Raw genomic sequence first — 18,595 nt, forward strand, 5'->3', positions numbered from 1 at the left:
TCCGACGCCGGCCGTAGGTCGTTCGGGTTCGGTGGGCCCTCCTCGCCAGGTGTGCCCCGGAAGCGTGTTGCTTCCGGGCCACGTGACATGTGTCCGATATGTGATGCACGCCACCCGGGTCCGGGGGAACTCGTGGCCCGGGGCGGCCGACCTCTGGTGCGTACGACTCGCACTCTCGCCCGGAGCCTGCCTCATGGACCACTCGGTGACGACTCACACCGCACGGCAATCCGCCCCCGCCCCGTACGCGCTGTTCGGAGGTTTCCTGCTCCTGCTCGCCGCGGTTTTCGCCGCCTCGTACGCGGTGGGGCACCTCGCAGGGCCTGTCGCCCCCGACATGCGTGGAGTCACGCATCCGGATGACGAACCGGGCTCGCACGACATGGGCGGCATGAGCGGGATGGGCCACTGATGACTCGGGAAACGGCCCCTCGCACCCTGGCCACGACTGATCTGATCGTCGGCGGTATGACGTGCGCGGCCTGCGTGCGCAGGGTCGAGAAGAAGCTCGGCGCCCTGGAAGGAGTGCGCGCCACGGTCAATCTCGCGACCGGTACCGCCCGTGTCGAACATCCGGCGGACCTCGGAACGGACGTGCTCGTCACCGCCGTCGAACGAGGCGGGTACACCGCCTGCCTCCCCGCGCCGCCGGTGTCTGGCGAGGACCGGGAGGTCACGGCGGCCGAGCTCGGTGTCCCGCATCGGCTGGTGGTGACCGCGCTCCTCGCTCTCCCCGTCCTTGTCCTGTCGATGGCGCCCTCGCTCCAGTTCCGGAACTGGCAGTGGCTGTGTTACGTGCTCGCCGCGCCCGTCGCCTGCTGGAGCGCGTGGCCCTTCCACGAGCGCGCGTGGCGCGGGGTGCGGCACGGCGCGGCGACGATGGACACGCTCGTCTCGCTCGGCGTCCTCGCCTCCTTCGGCTGGTCCTCGTACGCGCTTTTTCTCGGTGGCGCCGGCGACCCCGGCATGCGGATGCCCTTCACACTGCTGCCCGCGGCGTCGGACGGGACGGCACACGTCTATCTCGAAGCGGCGGTCGGTGTCCCGCTCTTCGTCCTTCTGGGCCGGCATCTCGAGGCCCGCGCCCGGCGCGGCACCTCGGCCGCCGTGCGGGCGCTCGCAGAGCTCGGGGTGAAAGAAGTGACGGTGCGCGACGGAGCAGTGGAGCGAACCATTGCGGCCGCGGACATCGTCGCGGGCCAGGTCTTCCTCGTACGGCCCGGTGAGCGCGTCGCGACGGACGGCGAGGTCGTCGAGGGCACGTCCGCCGTGGATCTGTCGCTGGTCACCGGCGAGACCCGGCCCGTGGAGGTCGCGGCCGGCTCCGCCGTCCCGGGCGGCTCGGTCAACGCGGGCGGGCTCCTGCTCGTACGCGCGACGGCCGTCGGCGCCGACACCCAACTCGCCCGCATCACGGCCCTCGTCACCGAGGCCCAGGCCGGGAAGGCCCGCGCCCAGCGGCTCGCCGATACCGTGGCCGGCGCCTTCGTGCCCGTCGTGCTCGCCCTCGCCGCCACCGTGCTCGGCTTCTGGCTCGGCGCTGGCGCGGATCCCCAGCCCGCTTTCACCGCCTGCGTCGCCGTCCTCGTCGTCGCATGCCCCTGCGCGCTCGGTCTCGCAACCCCCACCGCCCTCATGGCAGCCACCGGCCGAGGCGCCCAGCTGGGCATCCTGATCAGGGGTCCTCAAGCCCTCGAAGCCCTCAGGCACATCGACACCGTCGTACTCGACAAAACCGGCACCCTCACCTCGGGCCACCTCACCGTCGCCACCCTCACCACACGTACGGAAGGCCCCGGCGCGCAGGAGGTACTGCGGCTTGCGGCAACCGTCGAGACCGGCTCCGAGCACCCACTCGGCCTGGCCCTGGTGCGCCACGCCGAGCGATCACTCGGGGACGGCGCCCTACGGCAGGGCGCGCTCAGCGGCTTCGCCGCGACACCGGGCAACGGCGTGCGCGGACACGTGGACGGGCGGCTCGTCGAGGTCGGTGCCCCGGAGGGCGAACTGCCCGAGGAACTGGGCGCGGCCCTTGCCGCCGCCCTGCAAGCCGCCCACACCCCTGTCCTGGTGCGTGTGGACGGGCGGCCCGAGGCTGTCCTCGCGCTCGGCGACGTCGTACGCCCCGGCAGCTACCACGCCGTGGACCGGCTACGCCGCCTCGGCGTGCACCCCGTCCTCGCCACTGGCGACCAGGAGGAGCCCGCGCGAGCCGTCGCCACCGCACTCGGCATCGACGAGACGTACGCCCGCTGCACCCCCGAGGGCAAAGCGGAGCTCGTCCGTAGGCTGCGCGCCGAGGGGAGGAGGGTCGCGGTCGTCGGGGACGGCGTCAACGACGCGGCGGCGCTTGCCGGGGCCGACCTCGGCATCGCCATGGGCACCGGCACGGACGTCGCCATCGGCGCCGCCGACGTCACCCTCGTCCGCGACGACATCGAAGCCCTTGCCGACGCCGTACGCCTGGCCCGTCGCACTCTCGCCACCATCCGCGGCAACCTGCTGTGGGCCTTCGGCTACAACGCCGTCACCCTGCCGCTCGCCATGGTGGGCCTGCTCAACCCGATGCTCGCCGCCGCCGCGATGTCCCTCAGCTCGGTCTTCGTCGTCCTGGGCAGCCTCCGCCTGCGCAGCTGGCAACCGGCTCCGGCAGCAGCCACCGCGCGCCGTCGGCGCCCCTCCCCGAGGGCGGCCTTCTGATGCCCGTTCTCTCCGCACGCCTGCGCACATCGCTCACCGCCGTCGGCGTTCCTGTCCTGGCCTGCGGCACGGCCCTCGCCGGTCTGGGCGCCTGGACCGCGAACGGACATGCCGGCAGCCCACCTCACGTGGCCGTCACGAAGGCATACGTCTACCAGCCCACCGGTCCGACGCCGGAGACGGCCGCCTTCTTCACCCTCACGAATGACGGGGGCTCCGCGGACCGGCTCGTGCACATCGCCTCGACCGATACGGTCACACCGCCCCGGCTGAGCGAACACCGCATGATGGCTTCCGGCGGCGCCTATCGGCAGCCCGTGGACTCCGTCACGGTCCCGGCGGGGGACGGCCTCACCATGACGCCGCACGGAATCGACGTGACCGTACGGCCGAAGGGGACGTTGCGACTTGGGGAACAGGTTTCCTTCACGCTCCGCTTCGCGCACGGAAAACCACTGAGGATCCGGGCGGTGGTCGTGCAGCCCGGCGCCCGGACCGACCGCCTGCTCCGCCCGTAGCGCCATGCACAGCACCACCACCTCCGCCGACCGCATATGCCGGAACTCCGCTGCCGCGTCCACTTGTCCGACATGGGCGGCAAGCCGGAAACCCTGCCATGTTGCTCGGCGTCCCGCGATGGGAGGATGAGGCGCCATGGAAGCGGGACCGGTCGGACGCGCGGTGAGGGCGGCGATGTTCGCCGTCGTCTCGGTCACGCTCGCCGCGACCGGACACGTCCTTATGTCCGAAACCCCGCTTCCCTTCTGGGTACCCGCCACCGGCTTTCTCGCACTCGCCGTCCCCTGCTGGTGGTTCGCAGCCCGCGAACGCGGTCCCTGGCTCATCACGGGCGTCGCCGTCGCCACCCAGGGTGTGCTGCACAGCGCCTTCTCGGCCGCACAGTCCATCCTCGGGACCGCCGGGGATACAGCCACGCCCTCCGTCGGCGGCGCCGCCGCGCCGCCGACGGACGCCATGGCGGGCATGCATCGCATGGCGCACATGGGCCACTCGGCCACGAGCGACGCGATGACCGGCACGGAACACATGGCCGGCATGGATCACTCCGCCACCATGGACCACATGGGCTCGATGGCCCACGCCGGCCACGGCATGGCCGGAATGTCTTCGACGGGGATGCTCGCCGCGCACATCCTTGCCGCACTCGTCTGCGGCGTGTGGCTGGCCCACGGCGAACGCGCCGCCTTCCAAACCCTGCGGGCGGTCGCAGGGTGGCTGCTGGCCCCTCTCCATCCCCTTCTCACAGCGCCGTTGCCGGCCCGGCGCCGCCGCCTGCGCCCCCACCGTGGCCTGAGCGACCGGCTGTCGCCGGGCCTGCGGTGTGCCCGCGCACTGGACCGGCGCGGGCCGCCCGGGGTGTTCGTCGTGTTCTGAGGACGCGACAGGCATTCCGGAGGACGTAGACCCCTGGCACACGACCGGTCGCCGACCGGCCCGCCGTCGTACCCGCACGCAGCGGGAGTCCTCCGGCACACCCGGCTCCGAACGAGCCCGGGTGCCCCATTCACCGGAACCCGGGCCCCTCCCGTACACCGCCACGCCAGCCGTAGCCGCGGCGTGCACGGACGCCCGGGTACCGGACCGATCCGTGAAGGACCCAGGCGATGAAGAACACCACACTGCCCGCACGACGCGGGCCACAACGTGCCTCAGCCCCTCGCGACAGGACGGCCGAGGACACCGCTTCGACCGGCTGGGCACTCGCCGCCCGCGGCGGCGACCGCGAAGCAGCCGACGCCTTCGTCCGTGCCCTGCACCGCGACGTCGTGCGGTACGTGGCCCATCTGTCCGCCGACCCACAAGCTGCCGAGGACCTCGCGCAGGACACGTTCCTGCGCGCGCTGCACACACTGCACCGCTTCGAGGGCCGCTCCTCGGCCCGCACCTGGCTCCTCACCATCGCCCGTCGCGCCGTCGTCGACGACTTCCGCAGGGCCGCCGCGCGCCCCCTGCTCGCCGACACCCACGACTGGCGCACGACCGTCGAGCGCGCCCAGCCGACGGGGCTGCCCGGTTTCGAGGAAGGCGTGGCGCTCCAGGAACTCCTGGCGGCGCTTCCCTACGACCGTCGGCAGGCGTTCGTCCTCACGCAGTTGCTCGGACTCTCCTACGCGGAGGCCGCCCGCGAGGCGGACTGCCCGGTCGGCACGGTCCGTTCCCGAGTGGCCCGTGCGCGTACTGCGATGACCGCGCAACTGGCGCGCGACGAGGCGGAGGCCATCGTGCAGGCCGCCTGACGCAAACCGGGTCCGGGGTCGTTCCTGCACCGGGGCGGCCCCGGACCACCCGCGTGACGAGGTGCGCCCCCTTGGGTAGTCGGCCCCGGGCCGCGGGCGGTTCCCCGGTTACGCGAAGAGATGACACGCTCACCGTGCCGGTCCGACGGCGCGACAGCGCGGGTATGCCCACCCAGTTCATGGCCGCAGCCGAGCGGGCGGCCCCGGCGGAAGGCACCCCGATGACCCATGACTCCCACGTTCCGGACCTCGCTTCCCTTGAACCTGTCACCACGTTGTGCGGAAACTGCGACTGCGGCTGCCCCCAGCTCCTCGTGGACCCCACTGCGAGCGAGGACCGCCGCATCGTCCTTACCGACGACTCCGGTCAGCACGTTCAGATGAGCGCGACCCAGTTCGCCGACCTCGTCGCCGAGGCGAAGGTCGGCAGGCTGGACACGGTGACTCCCGCCTGAAGACCGACGCCGGCCCTGCACCGCAAAGCCGTCTGTGCGTGAGCGATGCGTGAGCGGATGCTCCGGCACGGCCCGTTTTCGCCCGGAGCGCGCGGTACCGGGCAGTCTGCCTGACCAGGCCGTTCCGGACTGCCCAACACCGCCCGGCACCATCCACCCATCCCAATGCAGGACTTGCAATCCGGTGCCGGGATTTCCCTTCCTCTACGAACCGGATGCGCAGGAACGGCAGCCTGACCACCGGCCAGCTCGCGCCTGACCGGCCAGCCACCGCTTCACTTCTCGCCAGGCGGCCTGCTCCTCTGCCTCGGTACCCAGCCACCACATGAAAGGCGAGTCATCAGACACCAGCTCTTCCCGCCACCGGATGAGACCGTCGGCCAGGTGTTGTCGGGCGACATGGCCCATCTCCTCCTCCCAGCGGGCGAGCCACGGGGTGACCGAGGAGCTCGCGGTCACACAGGCCTCGAAGACCGCACACGCTGAGATCGGCGGCGCTTTCGTCCGCAAGGTCTGCGTCCACCACCCGTCCAGGAAATCGGCCACTGCCCCGGCCTGCTCGCGGGGCCACCGCGACCAGGCTGCCGCGGCCAGTCCACGGGCCATGAGGTCGGACTCGCTCTCGCCCTCGGCGAGCACCATGACGAGTTGGGGCAGAATCCTACGGATGATCGCGGGCTGGTCGTCCCAGTGGGAAGGATCCTTCCGAGCGATCCGGCGGACAAGGTCTGTCGGGAGCGGAACGTCAGGCGTCCGCAGCAACTCGACCTCGCGCTCATCGAAGCACCGACCGCAGCCGACCTCATCTGCTTGGGCTGTCATACCACCGAAAGCCTTTACGACCCTCGCCGTCACAGCGACGAGGACGTCACCGTGGGGAGAAGTCACCGTGCCCCTCCTGTCACGAAGGACCGTGGGTCTTCTCCCTCACCCTCCGCGCCGGATACGGCGCCAGAACGCGTGCCCCCCCGTCCCGACCTCGGGCTGGTGGTTGCCCAGCAGCCAGAGCTTGTGGGTCGGGGTGAAGCTGAAGTAGTCCTGCCGCAGGCGGCGGGCCTTGCTCTTGTCCCCGCCGGTGAGGAGCTTGACCCGGGCCTCGTCGAACTTGTCGTTGGGCTTGAGCTCGCTGCAGACGAAGATGCGGCGTCGATGCGCGCGAGGTCAGTGGTCGCGCTGTGGAAGCCGTGACACCAGCGGCCTTGTTCATGGCAGGGACAGCGCGAGGGTTCATGACTGCGGACACGGCTCTGCTCGCAGTTGGCGGCCGGAGTCTTGCGTCCCGGGGCGAGCGGGTGGACCGGCCACTGACGGCCTGCGAGCCACCGGGCGACGTCCACGGGTCCCGGCTGCTGCGCGACTCCGGACGAGGCGGTGTCGGCGGGGCGCTGCACTGTTCGTCGGTCCGTTCCTCTTGTGTGGCCAGGGTTGGGTTCCACAGCCGAGCCCCGAGTGTTTCACCTGGTCAGGAAGACCGCCCGAGGGACTGAGGGACTGAAGGGACTCATTTCTCTAGTTGTCAGCGCACCAGAGATACGTAAGGGTCAGTCTTACGTACGCGCGCCTGCACGCAGCTGGAACAGGGAGTTTCGGTCCCTTCAGTCCCTTCGGTCCCGGGCGAATCGCTCTGACCTGGTGTTTTGCGGGGGACTGAACAGAGGAGGGACCGAAGACGGAGTTTGGTCCCTGTTCTTCCGGGGGTTCCCCCTTGGCCGGCCCCTACCTCGCCCCCACCGGCCCGCTGCTGTCCAGATGCCTCTGCCGCCGCTCCCCGCAGGCATGTCTTGAGCGCAGGCACCTCTCCTCCTGATGCTGACCACCGGACGTCACTGCGCGCGGAGCGCTGTCCAGAGGCAGACGGGCCGGAAAGGGGTGAAGGCCGTGCCCCACGAAGCTTCCGTGGGGCACAGCCTTCACCTGCTGGGGGAGGGGAGTGCGCGTCAGGCGCCTTCTTCCACGAGGGCCTTGGACCGTTCAGAGGTGCTCGGCGTCTGTCCCGTCGATGTGCGTACGACCTTCTCGGCCCTTGCCGGGGTCCTGCGGGGGCGCAGAAGGACGAAGGCGAGGACGGCAGCCAGGAAGGTCAGGGTGGCCGAGACAGTCAGGCACAGGCGCATTCCTTCGAGGAAGGCATCGCTCACGGCGCTCTGGACCTGGCCGGCCTTCGAACCGAGCGATATCGCGCCGATCGCGCCGAGGCCCCCGTCACGGGTCGCCTCGGCAAGCCGGTCTGCGAGGGGGCCGTCGACGCCGGCGTCGGAGAGGCGGCCCGGCAGGGAGGAGACCGCGCGGCTGGTGAGGAGGGCGCCGAGCACGGCGGGGCCGAGCGCCCCGCCGACCTGCCGGAACGCGTTGTTCCCCGCGGCGGCCATTCCGGCGAGCGGGTGAGGTACCGAGGCCACGGCGACGGCGGTCATCGGCGTCGTGACAAGCCCCATGCCGAGCCCCAGCAGGACCAGGCGCCAGGAGAGCGCTACGAAGGATGTGCCCGCGTCGGCGCCGAGCAGTGTGAGCATCGCGGTGGTCACCATGAGCAGTCCTGTGGTGATCATGAGACGCGGAGAAATCTTGTGCATGATGCGTCCGGCGACTCCGCTGACGAGCAGTGCGGCACCGGTGATCAGGAGCATGCGCCAGGCGATGTCCAGTGTGGCGAGGTGCTGGACCATGCCGAAGTAGAGGCTCAGCACGAAGAAGAAGCCGATCATGCCGAGGAACATGACCATGGCCACGAGCGTGGTGGCGGTGAATCCGGGGCTGCGGAAGAGCGACAGGTCGAGCATCGGATGCGAGGAGCGCCGCTCGGCCATGACGAAGGCGATTGCGCTGATGACGGCGACGGCGAGCGCGACGACGACCTGCGCTTCGCCGAAGGAGCCCGCGCCGCCCTGGATGACTCCGTAGACGAGTGCGGTGATGGCGAGCGCGGCCGTGATCTGTCCCGGCCAGTCCAGTCGGCCGGTGCGCGGTGCGCGGGATTCCGGCAGCAGTCGCAGGGAGAAGCCGAAGGCGAAAAGAGCCACGGGTATCGGCACGAGGAAGATCCACCGCCAGCTCGCGTGCCCGAGGATCGTCCCGGCCACCACACCGCCGATGGCGAGTGCCCCGAGCAGGCACATGGCCCAGAAGCCGATGAACTTTCCCCGCTCGCGGTGGTCGGGTACGGCGTGGCTGATGAGTGCGAGTGTCGTCGGCAGCAGCGCGGCCGCGCCGACCCCGGAAAGGGCCTGGCCGGCCCAGAGCTGGCCGATCGAGTGCGCGGTGAGCGAGGTCGCGGCGCCGGCGGCGGAGAGCAGCAGCCCGGCGAGGTAGACCTTCTTGCGGCCGTGCACGTCGCCGACGATTCCGGCGGTGAGGATGAAGGCGGCCATCGGCAGAACGAAGGCGTCCGAGACCCATGACAGTTGCAGGGTGCTCGTGGAGAGAGCCGACTGGATGGCGGTCAGGCTCACCGAGACGCTGGTCACCGGCAGGTAGGCGACGAAGACCCCGAGGCAGGCCATGAGGAGTGTCATCCCGCGACGGGGCTCGGCAGCGGGTGGTGACTGGGACAAGAGGACTCCTTCGGAGCGTCGGAACTCCGGCGCGACGGACGGGTGGGGGGATGTGTGAGCGCCCCGGCGGGTCCGGCAGGACCCGCCGGAGTGGGCGGACGGGCCGCGCTCACTGCTGCCGGACGGCCACGGTGCAGTCCGGAGTCGAGGGCCTTCCAAGGCCGTACGCGCATGGAGCCGCCGAAGCGTCTGGAACACCGAAGTGGGTCCCGCAGGGGTTCAGCGGCTCGGCGTGACCTCGCCCGTACATCCTCCAGAAGTTTCCGCCACACCTGACGGTTTCCCCAAGCCGGTGCGGATCACATAAGGAGAACTGCTGTCATCACGCGCTTCATGTGATGATTCCACCATGCTTGACGCTCTGGACAGCCTTATCCTCCATGCGCTGCACGTGGTGCCACGCGCCCCGTTCCGCGTGATCGGTGAGGCGGTGGGGGCGTCGGAACAGACCGTGGCGCGACGTTACCGGGCGATGCAACGGACAGGCACCATGCGGGTGGTGGGGCTGGTCAACCCGGCGGTGCACGATCTCACGGCGAGCATCGTGCGGATCACGCTCCGCCCGGACAGGATCGACGCGCTCGCCGAGGCAGTGACCCGGCTGCCCGAGATCTCCTTCGCGAACATTTCCTTCGGCGGCTCGGAGATCGTCTGTTCGATGGAAGCGCCCCACGACGGCAGGGTGCCGGACGTGCTGCGCCGGCTTGCCCGCTATCCGGGAGTGGTGGAGCTCAACACCCGTATGGTGCTGCACGCTTACTCCCCGCCCGGCGCCGACTGGGTGCGGCTCGGCCCCTCGCTCCCGGAGGAGGCGGTGGAGCTTCTCCTCGAACGTCACCCCCGTGAAAGGCCGCAGGGCCCACCGGTCGAGTTGCGCGAGGACGACGCCGCGCTGCTGGCCGTCCTCGCCGAGGACGGCCGGGCGAGCCAGGCCGCACTGGCCAAGGGCACCGGCTGGACCACCGGCCGGATCGCACGCCGGATGGAGGCCCTGGAGCGCTCGGGCACGCTCCTCTATGACGTGGACCTGGTTCCCGAGCGGCTGGGTTACCCGTTCGGCGCGGCGCTGTGGCTGCAGACCTCCCCCGAGCGGCTCCACGCGGTGGGCACGGCTGTTGCCACGCTCCCACGCGTCGTCTTCGCCGCGGCCACGACGGGCGAACAGAACCTCATGGCGATCGTGATGTGCACGGACGCCGCCGACTTCTACGACTTCCTCAGCCGTGGCCTCGCCACGGTCCCCGGCATCACCGGCTACACGGTGAGCGTCCGCCTGCGCCCCCTCAAACAGGCTGCGTCGCTCGTCTACCGGGGACGGCTGATCCCCTCGCCTCCGCGACGCTGAGGAGCACCACACTCCACGACGCCTTCGTCTCCCTCGCCTGCGGCCTCACTGCCGGCGACGGCTCACGAAGGCGACTGGGTGATCACCACGAGGCGAGGAACGTGACCGGGGTCGCGCAGGTCGGCCTACTCGGCATCGCACCTGCGGCGGCTCCGGTCCTGTTCTCCCAGTCGCCTGATCCGCCAGGCAGGCAGCGGGTGGCGGGACTCTGTGACGATGAAGTGCGCCATGTCGACCAGCATGCGGCGAACAACCGAGATGTGAACGACCAGATCGTCCCATTGGTTGTAGTGGGCGTGAAGGCGGATCAGATCGTCGGAGACGCGCTCCAGGACGCAGCTTTCCACGCCCAGGAGCAGCTCGTCACCGGCTTCGATCCTGAGCCATTGCAGAAGGACGGAGGAGACTGCCCAGTCGGGGCCACACTGGTCGACGAATTCCTCCGCCGCCCAGCGCAAAGCCTGTGGCGTGTCCTCGGTGGCCCTGATGAGAGTCCTGCCGAAAGCGGGAGCGACCTGATGCACCGTGCTGTCCTCGCTCGTGTCAGCGGCGGGGATCTCCTGCAGGCCGAAGATCCAGGCGCCTTCGGAGGGACTGGCAGCGTTGTTCACATGGCTCATCCGCACGACGATGCCACGCCCGTCGCTACGCCCTTTGCCACGCCCCTTGCCACGCACAGCCCGTGTGGACAGCGAACGATCTTGCGCGGGAGCGAACAGGTGGTCCTTGCGGCTCGCTCCGTCTGTTCGCTCGGAACGGCGCGCCCCGGGAGGCGCACGAGGGCCTACTGCATGTCCGGATCGCACCGTTCCCAACGAGCGATCGGAGTGTCTCTTCGCATACCGAGAGCGATGCCGCACCCACCTGTTGCTTTCACTGCTCACTCAGCTCGTCTTACGCTGCGGTTCCTTCTCCCCGTAGGCGGTACGTGTTCTCCGCGGACAACACGCACCGAGCCACGCCTACTCCGTGCTCGCTCACAGCTTCAGCTGTCGCACCGGTGACTTGCGTGGTGTTGTCCCGGACAACACCCCTTGCCGAGAGGACGGCACCGCTCCGTGCGCACCAAAGCGGTGTGCACGGGTATCGGACCGTTGAGGAACGGCCGGTCGACCACGGGCGCACCGAATGAGCAGCGCTCACACGTATGCGTGGAGCTCCTCGATGAGCTGTCGGTGCGCGGCCGGCCACTCTCGGTCCGACAACAACCGCCGAGGACGGTGGCGCCCGGAACGCTCTGGGTTCCGGGCGACCCTCCGGGTGGTGGCAGCGAAGCTCTGGGGGCCGCCCTGGCCGTCTCAGGCCGGGTTCGGCGGTTTCACCGATTCGTCGGCGCGGCGGTATTCGGCGTTGATGCGCTGGGCTTCCTCGAGTTGGTCCTCGAGGATGACGATGCGGCAGGCGGCCTCGATCGGGGTCCCGCGGTCGACGAGTTCCCGGGCCCGGGCCGCGATGCGCAGCTGGTAGCGGGAGTATCGCCGGTGGCCGCCCGCGGAGCGCAGCGGGGTGATCAGTCGGGCTTCGCCGATGGCGCGGAGGAAGCCTTGGGTGGTGTTGAGCATTTCGGCGGCCCGGCCCATGGTGTAGGCGGGGTAGTCGTCGTCGTCGAGACGGCCGAAGGTGTCGTCTGCGGGCATTGCACCTCTCTGTGGAACGCGCTGGAGGGGCCCTGGTGCCATATGGCACCAGGGCCCCGAAGGAACTGCTACACCATCTGCCGGCCCTGGAACTGCGCCGGCCTTCTGTGTCCGCTGACCCGACCTGAATGCTGACGGGGGCGCGGGGATCGCGGTTGCTTGACCGGAGACCACCTCACTATCGATGTCCTGCGGTACCCGGGCCCAATTGCTTCCGCCCGGGCGATCCTGATGGCGCCTGGTTCCTCCGTTCTTCCTCGATGATCAACTGCATATCTGGTACTGCGAACTGCTCGGTGGCCTGTGACAGCGCCACCTCCGACAGCCGGGTCCTGCGTTTGCTCTGGCTTGGAACCCCACCGCCGGACTTCCCGGTGCGCGCGCCCGCAGCCGACGCCTTCACCGAGGTGCTGCTCACTGACTTCACTGCTGGGCACCACGAACTGCACTTACGGATACCGCGGTACTGCTCATGGCGGCCCCTGATCACTACGGGCCACCCGGTCCGGTCGCCAGTCTCGTCGCCGTCCTGCAAACCCTGGCTTCGAAACTCCGCCACCGCACCGTCCTGCCAACTGCAACTACCGGTACCTCTGCCTGGCAGTTCATCTCTGCCAGGCCCTGCTGATTTCCTCGGCTACGAGAGAAACCATAACCACACCACAACCCAATGTCTACTCCCCTCAACATAGATTTCCGTGCGTTCGACGATGAGACATTCAACGTCGAACAGCGACACCACAAGGTTGAGGGGCCACAAGCCGGGCACAAGCACCGCGCAGACAGAACCAAGCGATGGACGATCCGGAGACCGGGGTGGCCTGATGGACACGATGAGCGTCGACGTCCCACCCGCCCGCTCCATGTCATTCGTAGCCGTCGTACGCAGGAGCGCGAGGGCCTTCCTCGAAGGCCTCGTGATCCCGACCGCGGCCGAGGCCGCCGACACCGTGATCCTGGTCGTCTCGGAGCTCGTCACCAACGCCCTGCGTCACGGCGGCGCCCCCTGCAGCCTGGAGCTGACCGCTCACCCGTACGGGATCGAGGTGACCGTGCGCGACCGCAGTTCGCAGGCACCACGCATGCGCACCCCGGACCTGAACGCCGGCACCGGAGGTTTCGGCTGGCCCATGGTCAACCACCTCGCCCGCGCCACCGCTGTCACGTCGGGCCCGTCCGGCGGCAAGACCGTCACCGCCCTCCTCCCTCGGTAGCGTGACTGACGTCGGGCGCGGAGCAGAGGTCGGTGCGGCGCAGGGTTTCGTCAGTGGTGTGCCGGAGGTCAACTGCTCCGGCGGGCCACGACGGCGTGATCGACGCGGAAGAGGGCGTCGCACTCCGCGCAGTACATCGACTCGGAGACGTACGGGTCCCCGCCCAAGCCTCTGAAGTAGGTCCGCCCAGCGACAGGCCGGTTTCGCGAGCTGTCGAGCGGACGACGGAACGAGTTGATCGATCTGCCGGGGACGACGGGGGAAGCCGTGGCCGACCCTGCGCGGCGCGCATTCCTGGAAGGGCTTCTCCGGGGGCTCCGGGCTCCTTGATGATGTGGTCCGTCCTGCCGTGTACGAGCAGCGCGGTGAGGGCGGCCCGTATGATCGCGAGCGGGACGGGGCTCGTAGCGCAGCGGTTGTCGCGCCTTCACCGCATGTGGGAGGACGCCGGTTCGAATCCGGTCGGCCCCGTCCCACCCTGCGCGTCACGACCGGCGGCGCGCGTCGCTGTCCCCGCTGGGGGCCCTCGCGAAGGGTTGATCAGTCCTGCACCACGTTCGCCGCGCTCACGTTCTCGATCACGTCGGCGAGTTTGGTCTCGGCCCGGGTCAGGTCCTGGATGCGTGCGGCGATGCGGTCGCGTTCGATGATGAGCTGGTCGAGCATGGCGGGGGTCGCGACGCCGGTGCTCACGCACGGCAGGAGTTCGACGACGGTACGGCTGGAGAGGCCGGCCGCGAAGAGGTCCTGGATGAGCTGGACCCGCTCCAGGGCTTCTTCGGGATAGTCACGCTGCCCACCGGGCGTCCGCGACGATTCCAGGAGCCGCTGTTCCTCGTAGTAGCGCAGGGCCCGCACGCTGACCCCCGACCGCCTGGCGAGCTGTCCGATGCGCATGACGCAGGTCACTCCCTTCCCGCTCGTACCTCACGTCGACGTCAGGTTCAGGCTAGCAACACCGGCTCCGGGGCCGGCCCTCGGGACCGACCGACCCGTTGCCGGCGCTGAGATCGATCATGAACTGGCCCCGAGGGTGTTCACGTACGCCCGGCTGCCCTCGCGTCGTGCCGGGTTCGCCGGGCCCGCCCGAGGACACATGGGTGCCGGGCCGTGACGGGCGGCGTGATCCCTCGTGGTGGCGCGGGCCTCACGCTCACCCCGCCCGCTCGGCAACTCACCCATCCGCGTTCACCCTCCTCCGATCTGGCGGCAATTGGGGCTTGCACCTCACGTCAACGTCAGGTTCTACAGTGGCGAGCGCCGGATGAACACGTCATTCCGGCCCGTCGAAGTAAGGAAGATCCTTATGCGTGCAGCCCGATTCCACGAGTACGGCGGAGCGGAGAGCCTGGTGATCGAGCAGGCCCCCGACCCTCAGCCCGGGCCCGGTGAGATCCGTGTCCGCGTCGCGGCGGCCGGCGTCAATCCCATCGACTGGAAGCTGCGTGCCGGCGCCCTGCACCAGCTGTTCCCCGTGGAACTGCCCGCCATTCCCGGGCGCGACGGCGCCGGTGTGGTCGACGAGATCGGGGACGGGGTGCAGGGGGTGAGCATCGGCGACCGTGTCTTCGGACTGGGCGGTGTCACCGGGGCGACCGCAGAGCTGCTCGTCCTCTCGGCCTGGGCGCACACCCCCGCCACCTGGAACGACGAGCAGGCCGCGGGCGCCGGTCTCGCGTCCGTGACCGCGATGGGTGGCCTGAACGCGCTCGGCTCCCTCGCGGGGCGCACCCTTCTCATCGAGGGCGCCGCCGGAGGCGTGGGCAGCGCGGCAGCCGAGATCGCGGTAGCGCGAGGTGCCACCGTGATCGGGACAGCCGGCGAACGCAACCACGAGTTCCTCACCTCTCTCGGCGCCGTTCCCACCACCTACGGCCCCGGCCTCGCACAGCGCCTCACCGCTCTCGCTCCGGACGGTGTCGACATCGCGCTCGACACCGCGGCCTCCGGCTCGCTGGGCGACCTCGTCGCGATCACAGGTGACCCGCAGCGCGTGGCGACGGTCGCCGACCATGCCGGCGGGCAGCGCCTGGGCACGCATGTGGTCAACGCGGAGAACGACTCCGCCCTCCTGTCCGCTGCCGCGGAACTGGGCCGGCAAGGCCGCTACATACCCCGGATCGAACAGGCCTACCCTCTGGAGCGGATCGCCGACGCCCACGCGCACGCGGAGCGCGGACGCACCCGGGGAAAGATCGTGATCCGGCTCTGAACAGCCGGGGCTTCGACCCCCACATGCTGGACCCCAGGAGCCACTCACCTGAGCGTCCCAAGGGCTGCTGACATGGGGTCAGCGCGCCGCGACGGCTTCGATCTCGATGAGCATGTCGGGGTCGGACAGGGCGCTGACTTCCGCCAGAAGACTGGCCGGCCGACACCGAAGCGCCTCGAGCTCGTCCATGAGCACCCCGTACTCAGCCTTGCACGCCGAGATGTCGGTGGTGAACACGCGGATGTGCACCACGTCCGCCATCGTCATGCCACCCTCGGCGACGGTCTCCCCGAGCCGGCGCAGCGCCAGCCTGATCTGACCGGCCATATCACCCTTGTGCGCGATACTTCCGTCGTCGTCGCGAGCTTCGTGCCCGGCGACGTAGAGCCAGCTGCGCGGTTCGTCGATCCGGACAGCGCGGTTGTACATCAGCTTGCCGCCCACCACGCGGGGACCGATCTCTTCCCTGCTCATGTTCCTCCGTTCCACGGCCGGCCAGGACGTTCTCGAGGCCAGGCGTACCACCGGGCACCCTTGCTCGCACCCCCGGAAGGGCGCTTGAGGGGAGGGAGGAAGCCGCTCCTGCCCGGATGGCACCGGGCGGACCGTCTCCCGAGAAGGGCGAAGTACCACAGGTGGCCTGCCGGGCAGGACGAGGGCTCTGCTCGGACGCGTCACGAGATGTTCGGACGGATCGCCTATCGTACGGGCGGACCGCGGAACATGCCTGCCGTCTCGTCCGCCAAGGAGAGAAGAAGTTGAGCAGCACGCCTCAGCGAGCAGTCGGAAGCCGGGACGAACTCCAGCGGCGCCTGGGTGTGCCGGACGCGGTGATGATCGGCCTGGGATCGATGATCGGCGCCGGGATCTTCGCCTCCCTGGCTCCGGCCGCCCGGGCGGCCGGCTCCGGCCTGCTGCTCGGTCTCGCCCTGGCTGCGGTCGTCGCCTACTGCAACGCGACGTCCTCCGCCAGGCTCGCGGCCCTCTACCCGGCCTCCGGCGGCACCTACGTCTACGGACGTGAGCGGCTGGGCGACTTCTGGGGCTACCTGGCCGGCTGGGCGTTCGTCGTGGGCAAGACCGCCTCCTGCGCGGCGATGGCGCTGACCGTCGGCTCCTACGTCTGGCCGGGCCAGGCCCACGCGGTCGCGGTCGCCGCCGTGGCGGCACTCACCGCAGTCAACTACACGGGCGTCCAGAAGTCCGTCCTGCTCACCCGCGTCACCGTGGCGGTCGTCCTCGCCGTGCTCGTCGCCTTCGTGGTCGCCTCCCTCACCTCCGGCGCCGTGGACACGGTCCGCCTGAACATCGGCACGGACGCCACGGCCGGCGGCGTGCTCCAGGCAGCCGGACTGCTGTTCTTCGCGTTCGCCGGTTACGCCCGCATCGCCACGCTCGGCGAAGAAGTCCGCGATCCGGCCCGCACCATCCCCCGCGCCGTCCCGATCGCTCTCGGTATCACCCTTGTCGTCTACGCCCTCGTCGCCGTCTCCGTCCTTCTGATCCTCGGCCCCGGTGAACTCGCCGCCGCCGAAGCACCGCTCTCCGAGGCAGCGCGGGCGGCCGGCGCCGACTGGCTCGTCCCCGTCGTACGCGTCGGCGCCGCCGTCGCCGCCCTCGGCTCCCTGCTCGCCCTCATCCTCGGCGTCTCCCGCACCACCCTGGCCATGGCCCGGGACCACAAGCTTCCCCACGCCCTGGCCGCCGTGCATCCACGCTTCAAGGTCCCCCACCGGGCAGAACTCCTCGTCGGTGCCATCGTCGCCGTAGCCGCCGGGACCACGGACGTCCGCGGAGCGATCGGATTCTCCTCCTTCGGCGTCCTGGCCTACTACGCCATCGCCAACGCCTCCGCATGGACCGTGCGCTCGGCCGAAGGCCGCAGACACCGGATCATCCCCGTGGCCGGCCTCGCCGGCTGCCTCCTCCTGGCGTTCGCCCTTCCGCTGCCGTCCGTGATCACCGGAGCAGCCGTCCTCCTCATCGGCGCAGCCGCGTACGGCATCCGCCACGCGGTCTCCCGGTAGCGCACCGGTCGGCCCCGTACATGGTGCGGTCGGGCGGTGCCGGCCGCCGCTCGATGCCGACCGTCGGATCGGCTTGATCCAGCCCTGGCGCTGCCACCAGCCGATCGCCTTGCGCGCGAGGGGCAGCTCGCGGTTGACGGTGTCGGCATCCATCTCGTCCGCCCGTGCGGCCGCCGGTTCGGCCAGGGTCTCGGGCAGCGTTGGGTCGTCGACCACGGCGACGGCGAAGACGGAAAAGCAGTTGCGCTTGATGGCCTCTGGTCGTCAGGGTGCGGTGGTGACCGGAACAGAGATCGAACTCCCCGTCGCGGATGGGGTTCTCTCGGGTGTGGACTTCGGCGGCCACGGTGTGGGGGTGCTGCTCGTCCACGGCAGCGGACACAACGCCGCCGTCTGGGCGGATGTGGCATCCCGTCTGGTGAGCGGGTGTCATCCGATCGCCATCGACCTGCGTGGCCATGGACAGACCCGGCTCGACTCCACCGGTCCCGAGCAGTACTGGCGAGACATCGGGGACGTCGTCACCGCGCTGGGCTGGGACCGCCCCGTGCTGGTGGGCCATTCCACCGGCGGGTACGCGGTCACGGCTGCCGTTGCCAGCGGCCTCGCGGAATCGGCCGCCCTCTGCGTCGTGGACGGCGTGGTGCTCGATGACCGTGACGTGTCACTCGCCGAGCATGCCGCTGCGCGGACCGCGGAGACGGCGGACCGTTTGCGGACGATGTTCCGCTACGGCTGGGAAGCGGACGACGATCAGATGCACGCCTATGTCGAGCAGTGCGTGCGGGATGCCGGAGGGGACAGGCTCAACGCCGGAGCACGGCACGAACTTGTCGAGGAGGTCACGCGGCGCTCCTTCCTGCGCCGCGGCCACCGGTGGGCACGGCGACCGGCCATCGAGGAGATCGCGACTGTCACCGCCGTGGAGCCGGACGCGGACGTCTTCCCGAGCATCGAGGTGTACGACCGCCTCACCTGTCCGATGACGATCGTGCTGGCCGAGGACGGTTTTTACGCCTCGCGGCGTGACGAAATGCGTACGGTCGTCGATGCCGCCCCTGGCCGCCGGCTGATCGGCATCAGCTCTAACCACAACATCCCGATGACCCGGCCTGCTGACCTCGCCGCGATCGTTCTCGACCTGGTGCGAGGCCGAGCTGCGACATCGGCCGGGAACGTCGGCTGATCCCCGTCCC

Annotated in this window: 17 protein-coding genes, 1 tRNA gene and 2 pseudogenes; 12 read left to right on the top strand and 8 right to left on the bottom strand. The window is 70.0% G+C overall.

Translation table 11 applies throughout. The features are described from left to right. The first annotated feature begins 193 nt into the window (after positions 1 to 193). The 6 genes from AB0P41_RS13860 to AB0P41_RS13885 all read left to right on the top strand — a co-directional run bounded on the left by AB0P41_RS13860 (position 194) and on the right by AB0P41_RS13885 (position 5,413). Entirely contained in the window at positions 194 to 412 is a 219-nt protein-coding gene (locus AB0P41_RS13860) for a hypothetical protein (RefSeq protein ID WP_365932031.1), read from the top strand. Beyond that, positions 412 to 2,700, top strand: a complete 2,289-nt coding sequence (locus AB0P41_RS13865; RefSeq protein ID WP_365932033.1) for a heavy metal translocating P-type ATPase — start codon at positions 412 to 414, stop codon at positions 2,698 to 2,700. Before AB0P41_RS13860 ends, AB0P41_RS13865 begins: the two co-directional genes overlap by 1 nt. Continuing rightward, positions 2,700 to 3,218 carry a copper chaperone PCu(A)C gene (locus tag AB0P41_RS13870; protein WP_365932034.1) on the top strand — a complete coding sequence of 173 codons (519 nt, stop codon included), beginning with the start codon at positions 2,700 to 2,702 and terminating at the stop codon, positions 3,216 to 3,218. Before AB0P41_RS13865 ends, AB0P41_RS13870 begins: the two co-directional genes overlap by 1 nt. A gap of 136 nt (positions 3,219 to 3,354) precedes the next feature. Next, positions 3,355 to 4,095 carry a hypothetical protein gene (locus tag AB0P41_RS13875; protein WP_365932036.1) on the top strand — a complete coding sequence of 247 codons (741 nt, stop codon included), beginning with the start codon at positions 3,355 to 3,357 and terminating at the stop codon, positions 4,093 to 4,095. A 230-nt stretch (positions 4,096 to 4,325) separates the two neighbouring features. Next, a complete protein-coding gene (locus AB0P41_RS13880; RefSeq protein ID WP_356706773.1) occupies positions 4,326 to 4,958 on the top strand; it encodes a sigma-70 family RNA polymerase sigma factor in 633 nt (210 codons plus the stop codon). Between the two features lie 164 nt (positions 4,959 to 5,122). Beyond that, positions 5,123 to 5,413, top strand: a complete 291-nt coding sequence (locus tag AB0P41_RS13885; protein WP_365932038.1) for a hypothetical protein — start codon at positions 5,123 to 5,125, stop codon at positions 5,411 to 5,413. A 204-nt stretch (positions 5,414 to 5,617) separates the two neighbouring features. On the opposite strand, the gene AB0P41_RS13890 is transcribed toward AB0P41_RS13885, so the two are convergent. The 4 genes and pseudogenes from AB0P41_RS13890 to AB0P41_RS13905 all read right to left on the bottom strand — a co-directional run bounded on the left by AB0P41_RS13890 (position 5,618) and on the right by AB0P41_RS13905 (position 8,925). Then, the gene (locus AB0P41_RS13890; RefSeq protein ID WP_365932039.1) at positions 5,618 to 6,055 is read right to left on the bottom strand and encodes a hypothetical protein; all 438 of its coding nucleotides are present in this window, start codon (positions 6,053 to 6,055) and stop codon (positions 5,618 to 5,620) included. Between the two features lie 297 nt (positions 6,056 to 6,352). Beyond that, positions 6,353 to 6,559: pseudogene (locus tag AB0P41_RS13895) on the bottom strand (DNA primase); the annotation flags it as partial. Positions 6,560 to 6,606: 47 nt separating this feature from the next. Further along, a pseudogene (locus AB0P41_RS13900) lies at positions 6,607 to 6,849 on the bottom strand (hypothetical protein); the annotation flags it as partial. A 501-nt stretch (positions 6,850 to 7,350) separates the two neighbouring features. Then, a complete protein-coding gene (locus tag AB0P41_RS13905) occupies positions 7,351 to 8,925 on the bottom strand; it encodes an MFS transporter (protein ID WP_365932130.1) in 1,575 nt (524 codons plus the stop codon). A 388-nt stretch (positions 8,926 to 9,313) separates the two neighbouring features. Here AB0P41_RS13905 and AB0P41_RS13910 point away from each other — a divergent pair, with 388 nt between their 5' ends. Further along, a complete protein-coding gene (locus AB0P41_RS13910; RefSeq protein WP_365932041.1) occupies positions 9,314 to 10,309 on the top strand; it encodes an Lrp/AsnC family transcriptional regulator in 996 nt (331 codons plus the stop codon). 125 nt (positions 10,310 to 10,434) lie between these two features. On the opposite strand, the gene AB0P41_RS13915 is transcribed toward AB0P41_RS13910, so the two are convergent. Both AB0P41_RS13915 and AB0P41_RS13920 read right to left on the bottom strand, forming a co-directional pair. Beyond that, complete coding sequence (locus AB0P41_RS13915; protein WP_365932043.1) at positions 10,435 to 10,929, bottom strand: hypothetical protein; 495 nt, start codon at positions 10,927 to 10,929, stop codon at positions 10,435 to 10,437. Positions 10,930 to 11,607: 678 nt separating this feature from the next. Further along, positions 11,608 to 11,946, bottom strand: coding sequence for a MerR family transcriptional regulator (locus AB0P41_RS13920; RefSeq protein ID WP_356706766.1), 339 nt, complete (start codon positions 11,944 to 11,946; stop codon positions 11,608 to 11,610). Positions 11,947 to 12,770: 824 nt separating this feature from the next. On the opposite strand from AB0P41_RS13920, the gene AB0P41_RS13925 reads away from it, so the two are divergent. Both AB0P41_RS13925 and AB0P41_RS13930 read left to right on the top strand, forming a co-directional pair. Then, positions 12,771 to 13,160, top strand: a complete 390-nt coding sequence (locus tag AB0P41_RS13925; RefSeq protein WP_356706764.1) for an ATP-binding protein — start codon at positions 12,771 to 12,773, stop codon at positions 13,158 to 13,160. 397 nt (positions 13,161 to 13,557) lie between these two features. Beyond that, positions 13,558 to 13,631, top strand: a tRNA-Ala gene (locus tag AB0P41_RS13930). Positions 13,632 to 13,700: 69 nt separating this feature from the next. On the opposite strand, the gene AB0P41_RS13935 is transcribed toward AB0P41_RS13930, so the two are convergent. Continuing rightward, complete coding sequence (locus tag AB0P41_RS13935; protein WP_365932045.1) at positions 13,701 to 14,057, bottom strand: MerR family transcriptional regulator; 357 nt, start codon at positions 14,055 to 14,057, stop codon at positions 13,701 to 13,703. Between the two features lie 409 nt (positions 14,058 to 14,466). Here AB0P41_RS13935 and AB0P41_RS13940 point away from each other — a divergent pair, with 409 nt between their 5' ends. After that, positions 14,467 to 15,372: an NADP-dependent oxidoreductase gene (locus AB0P41_RS13940; protein ID WP_365932047.1), complete on the top strand. Its 906-nt coding sequence runs from the start codon at positions 14,467 to 14,469 to the stop codon at positions 15,370 to 15,372. Positions 15,373 to 15,450: 78 nt separating this feature from the next. Here the strand turns inward: AB0P41_RS13940 and AB0P41_RS13945 are convergent, their stop codons facing one another. Next, complete coding sequence (locus AB0P41_RS13945) at positions 15,451 to 15,846, bottom strand: Rid family hydrolase (protein WP_365932048.1); 396 nt, start codon at positions 15,844 to 15,846, stop codon at positions 15,451 to 15,453. Positions 15,847 to 16,130: 284 nt separating this feature from the next. On the opposite strand from AB0P41_RS13945, the gene AB0P41_RS13950 reads away from it, so the two are divergent. Both AB0P41_RS13950 and AB0P41_RS13955 read left to right on the top strand, forming a co-directional pair. Next, entirely contained in the window at positions 16,131 to 17,399 is a 1,269-nt protein-coding gene (locus AB0P41_RS13950; RefSeq protein ID WP_356706757.1) for an APC family permease, read from the top strand. Between the two features lie 277 nt (positions 17,400 to 17,676). Continuing rightward, the gene (locus AB0P41_RS13955; RefSeq protein WP_365932050.1) at positions 17,677 to 18,585 is read left to right on the top strand and encodes an alpha/beta hydrolase; all 909 of its coding nucleotides are present in this window, start codon (positions 17,677 to 17,679) and stop codon (positions 18,583 to 18,585) included. Positions 18,586 to 18,595: the final 10 nt, after the last annotated feature.

It is taken from the genome of Streptomyces sp. NPDC079167 (genome assembly GCF_040686735.1).
Classification (GTDB): domain Bacteria; phylum Actinomycetota; class Actinomycetes; order Streptomycetales; family Streptomycetaceae; genus Streptomyces.

Excerpts from the sequence above, each read along its gene's own strand:
- AB0P41_RS13935 (WP_365932045.1), bottom strand. The coding sequence starts at position 14,057 with ATGCGCATCGGACAGCTCGCCAGGCGGTCGGGGGTCAGCGTGCGGGCC.
- AB0P41_RS13905 (WP_365932130.1), bottom strand. The coding sequence starts at position 8,925 with ATGACACTCCTCATGGCCTGCCTCGGGGTCTTCGTCGCCTACCTGCCG.
- AB0P41_RS13925 (WP_356706764.1), top strand. The coding sequence starts at position 12,771 with ATGGACACGATGAGCGTCGACGTCCCACCCGCCCGCTCCATGTCATTC.
- AB0P41_RS13870 (WP_365932034.1), top strand. The coding sequence starts at position 2,700 with ATGCCCGTTCTCTCCGCACGCCTGCGCACATCGCTCACCGCCGTCGGC.
- AB0P41_RS13865 (WP_365932033.1), top strand. The coding sequence starts at position 412 with ATGACTCGGGAAACGGCCCCTCGCACCCTGGCCACGACTGATCTGATC.
- AB0P41_RS13910 (WP_365932041.1), top strand. The coding sequence starts at position 9,314 with ATGCTTGACGCTCTGGACAGCCTTATCCTCCATGCGCTGCACGTGGTG.
- AB0P41_RS13880 (WP_356706773.1), top strand. The coding sequence starts at position 4,326 with ATGAAGAACACCACACTGCCCGCACGACGCGGGCCACAACGTGCCTCA.
- AB0P41_RS13860 (WP_365932031.1), top strand. The coding sequence starts at position 194 with ATGGACCACTCGGTGACGACTCACACCGCACGGCAATCCGCCCCCGCC.
- AB0P41_RS13945 (WP_365932048.1), bottom strand. The coding sequence starts at position 15,846 with ATGAGCAGGGAAGAGATCGGTCCCCGCGTGGTGGGCGGCAAGCTGATG.
- AB0P41_RS13920 (WP_356706766.1), bottom strand. The coding sequence starts at position 11,946 with ATGCCCGCAGACGACACCTTCGGCCGTCTCGACGACGACGACTACCCC.
- AB0P41_RS13915 (WP_365932043.1), bottom strand. The coding sequence starts at position 10,929 with ATGAGCCATGTGAACAACGCTGCCAGTCCCTCCGAAGGCGCCTGGATC.
- AB0P41_RS13890 (WP_365932039.1), bottom strand. The coding sequence starts at position 6,055 with ATGGTGCTCGCCGAGGGCGAGAGCGAGTCCGACCTCATGGCCCGTGGA.
- AB0P41_RS13885 (WP_365932038.1), top strand. The coding sequence starts at position 5,123 with ATGCCCACCCAGTTCATGGCCGCAGCCGAGCGGGCGGCCCCGGCGGAA.
- AB0P41_RS13875 (WP_365932036.1), top strand. The coding sequence starts at position 3,355 with ATGGAAGCGGGACCGGTCGGACGCGCGGTGAGGGCGGCGATGTTCGCC.
- AB0P41_RS13940 (WP_365932047.1), top strand. The coding sequence starts at position 14,467 with ATGCGTGCAGCCCGATTCCACGAGTACGGCGGAGCGGAGAGCCTGGTG.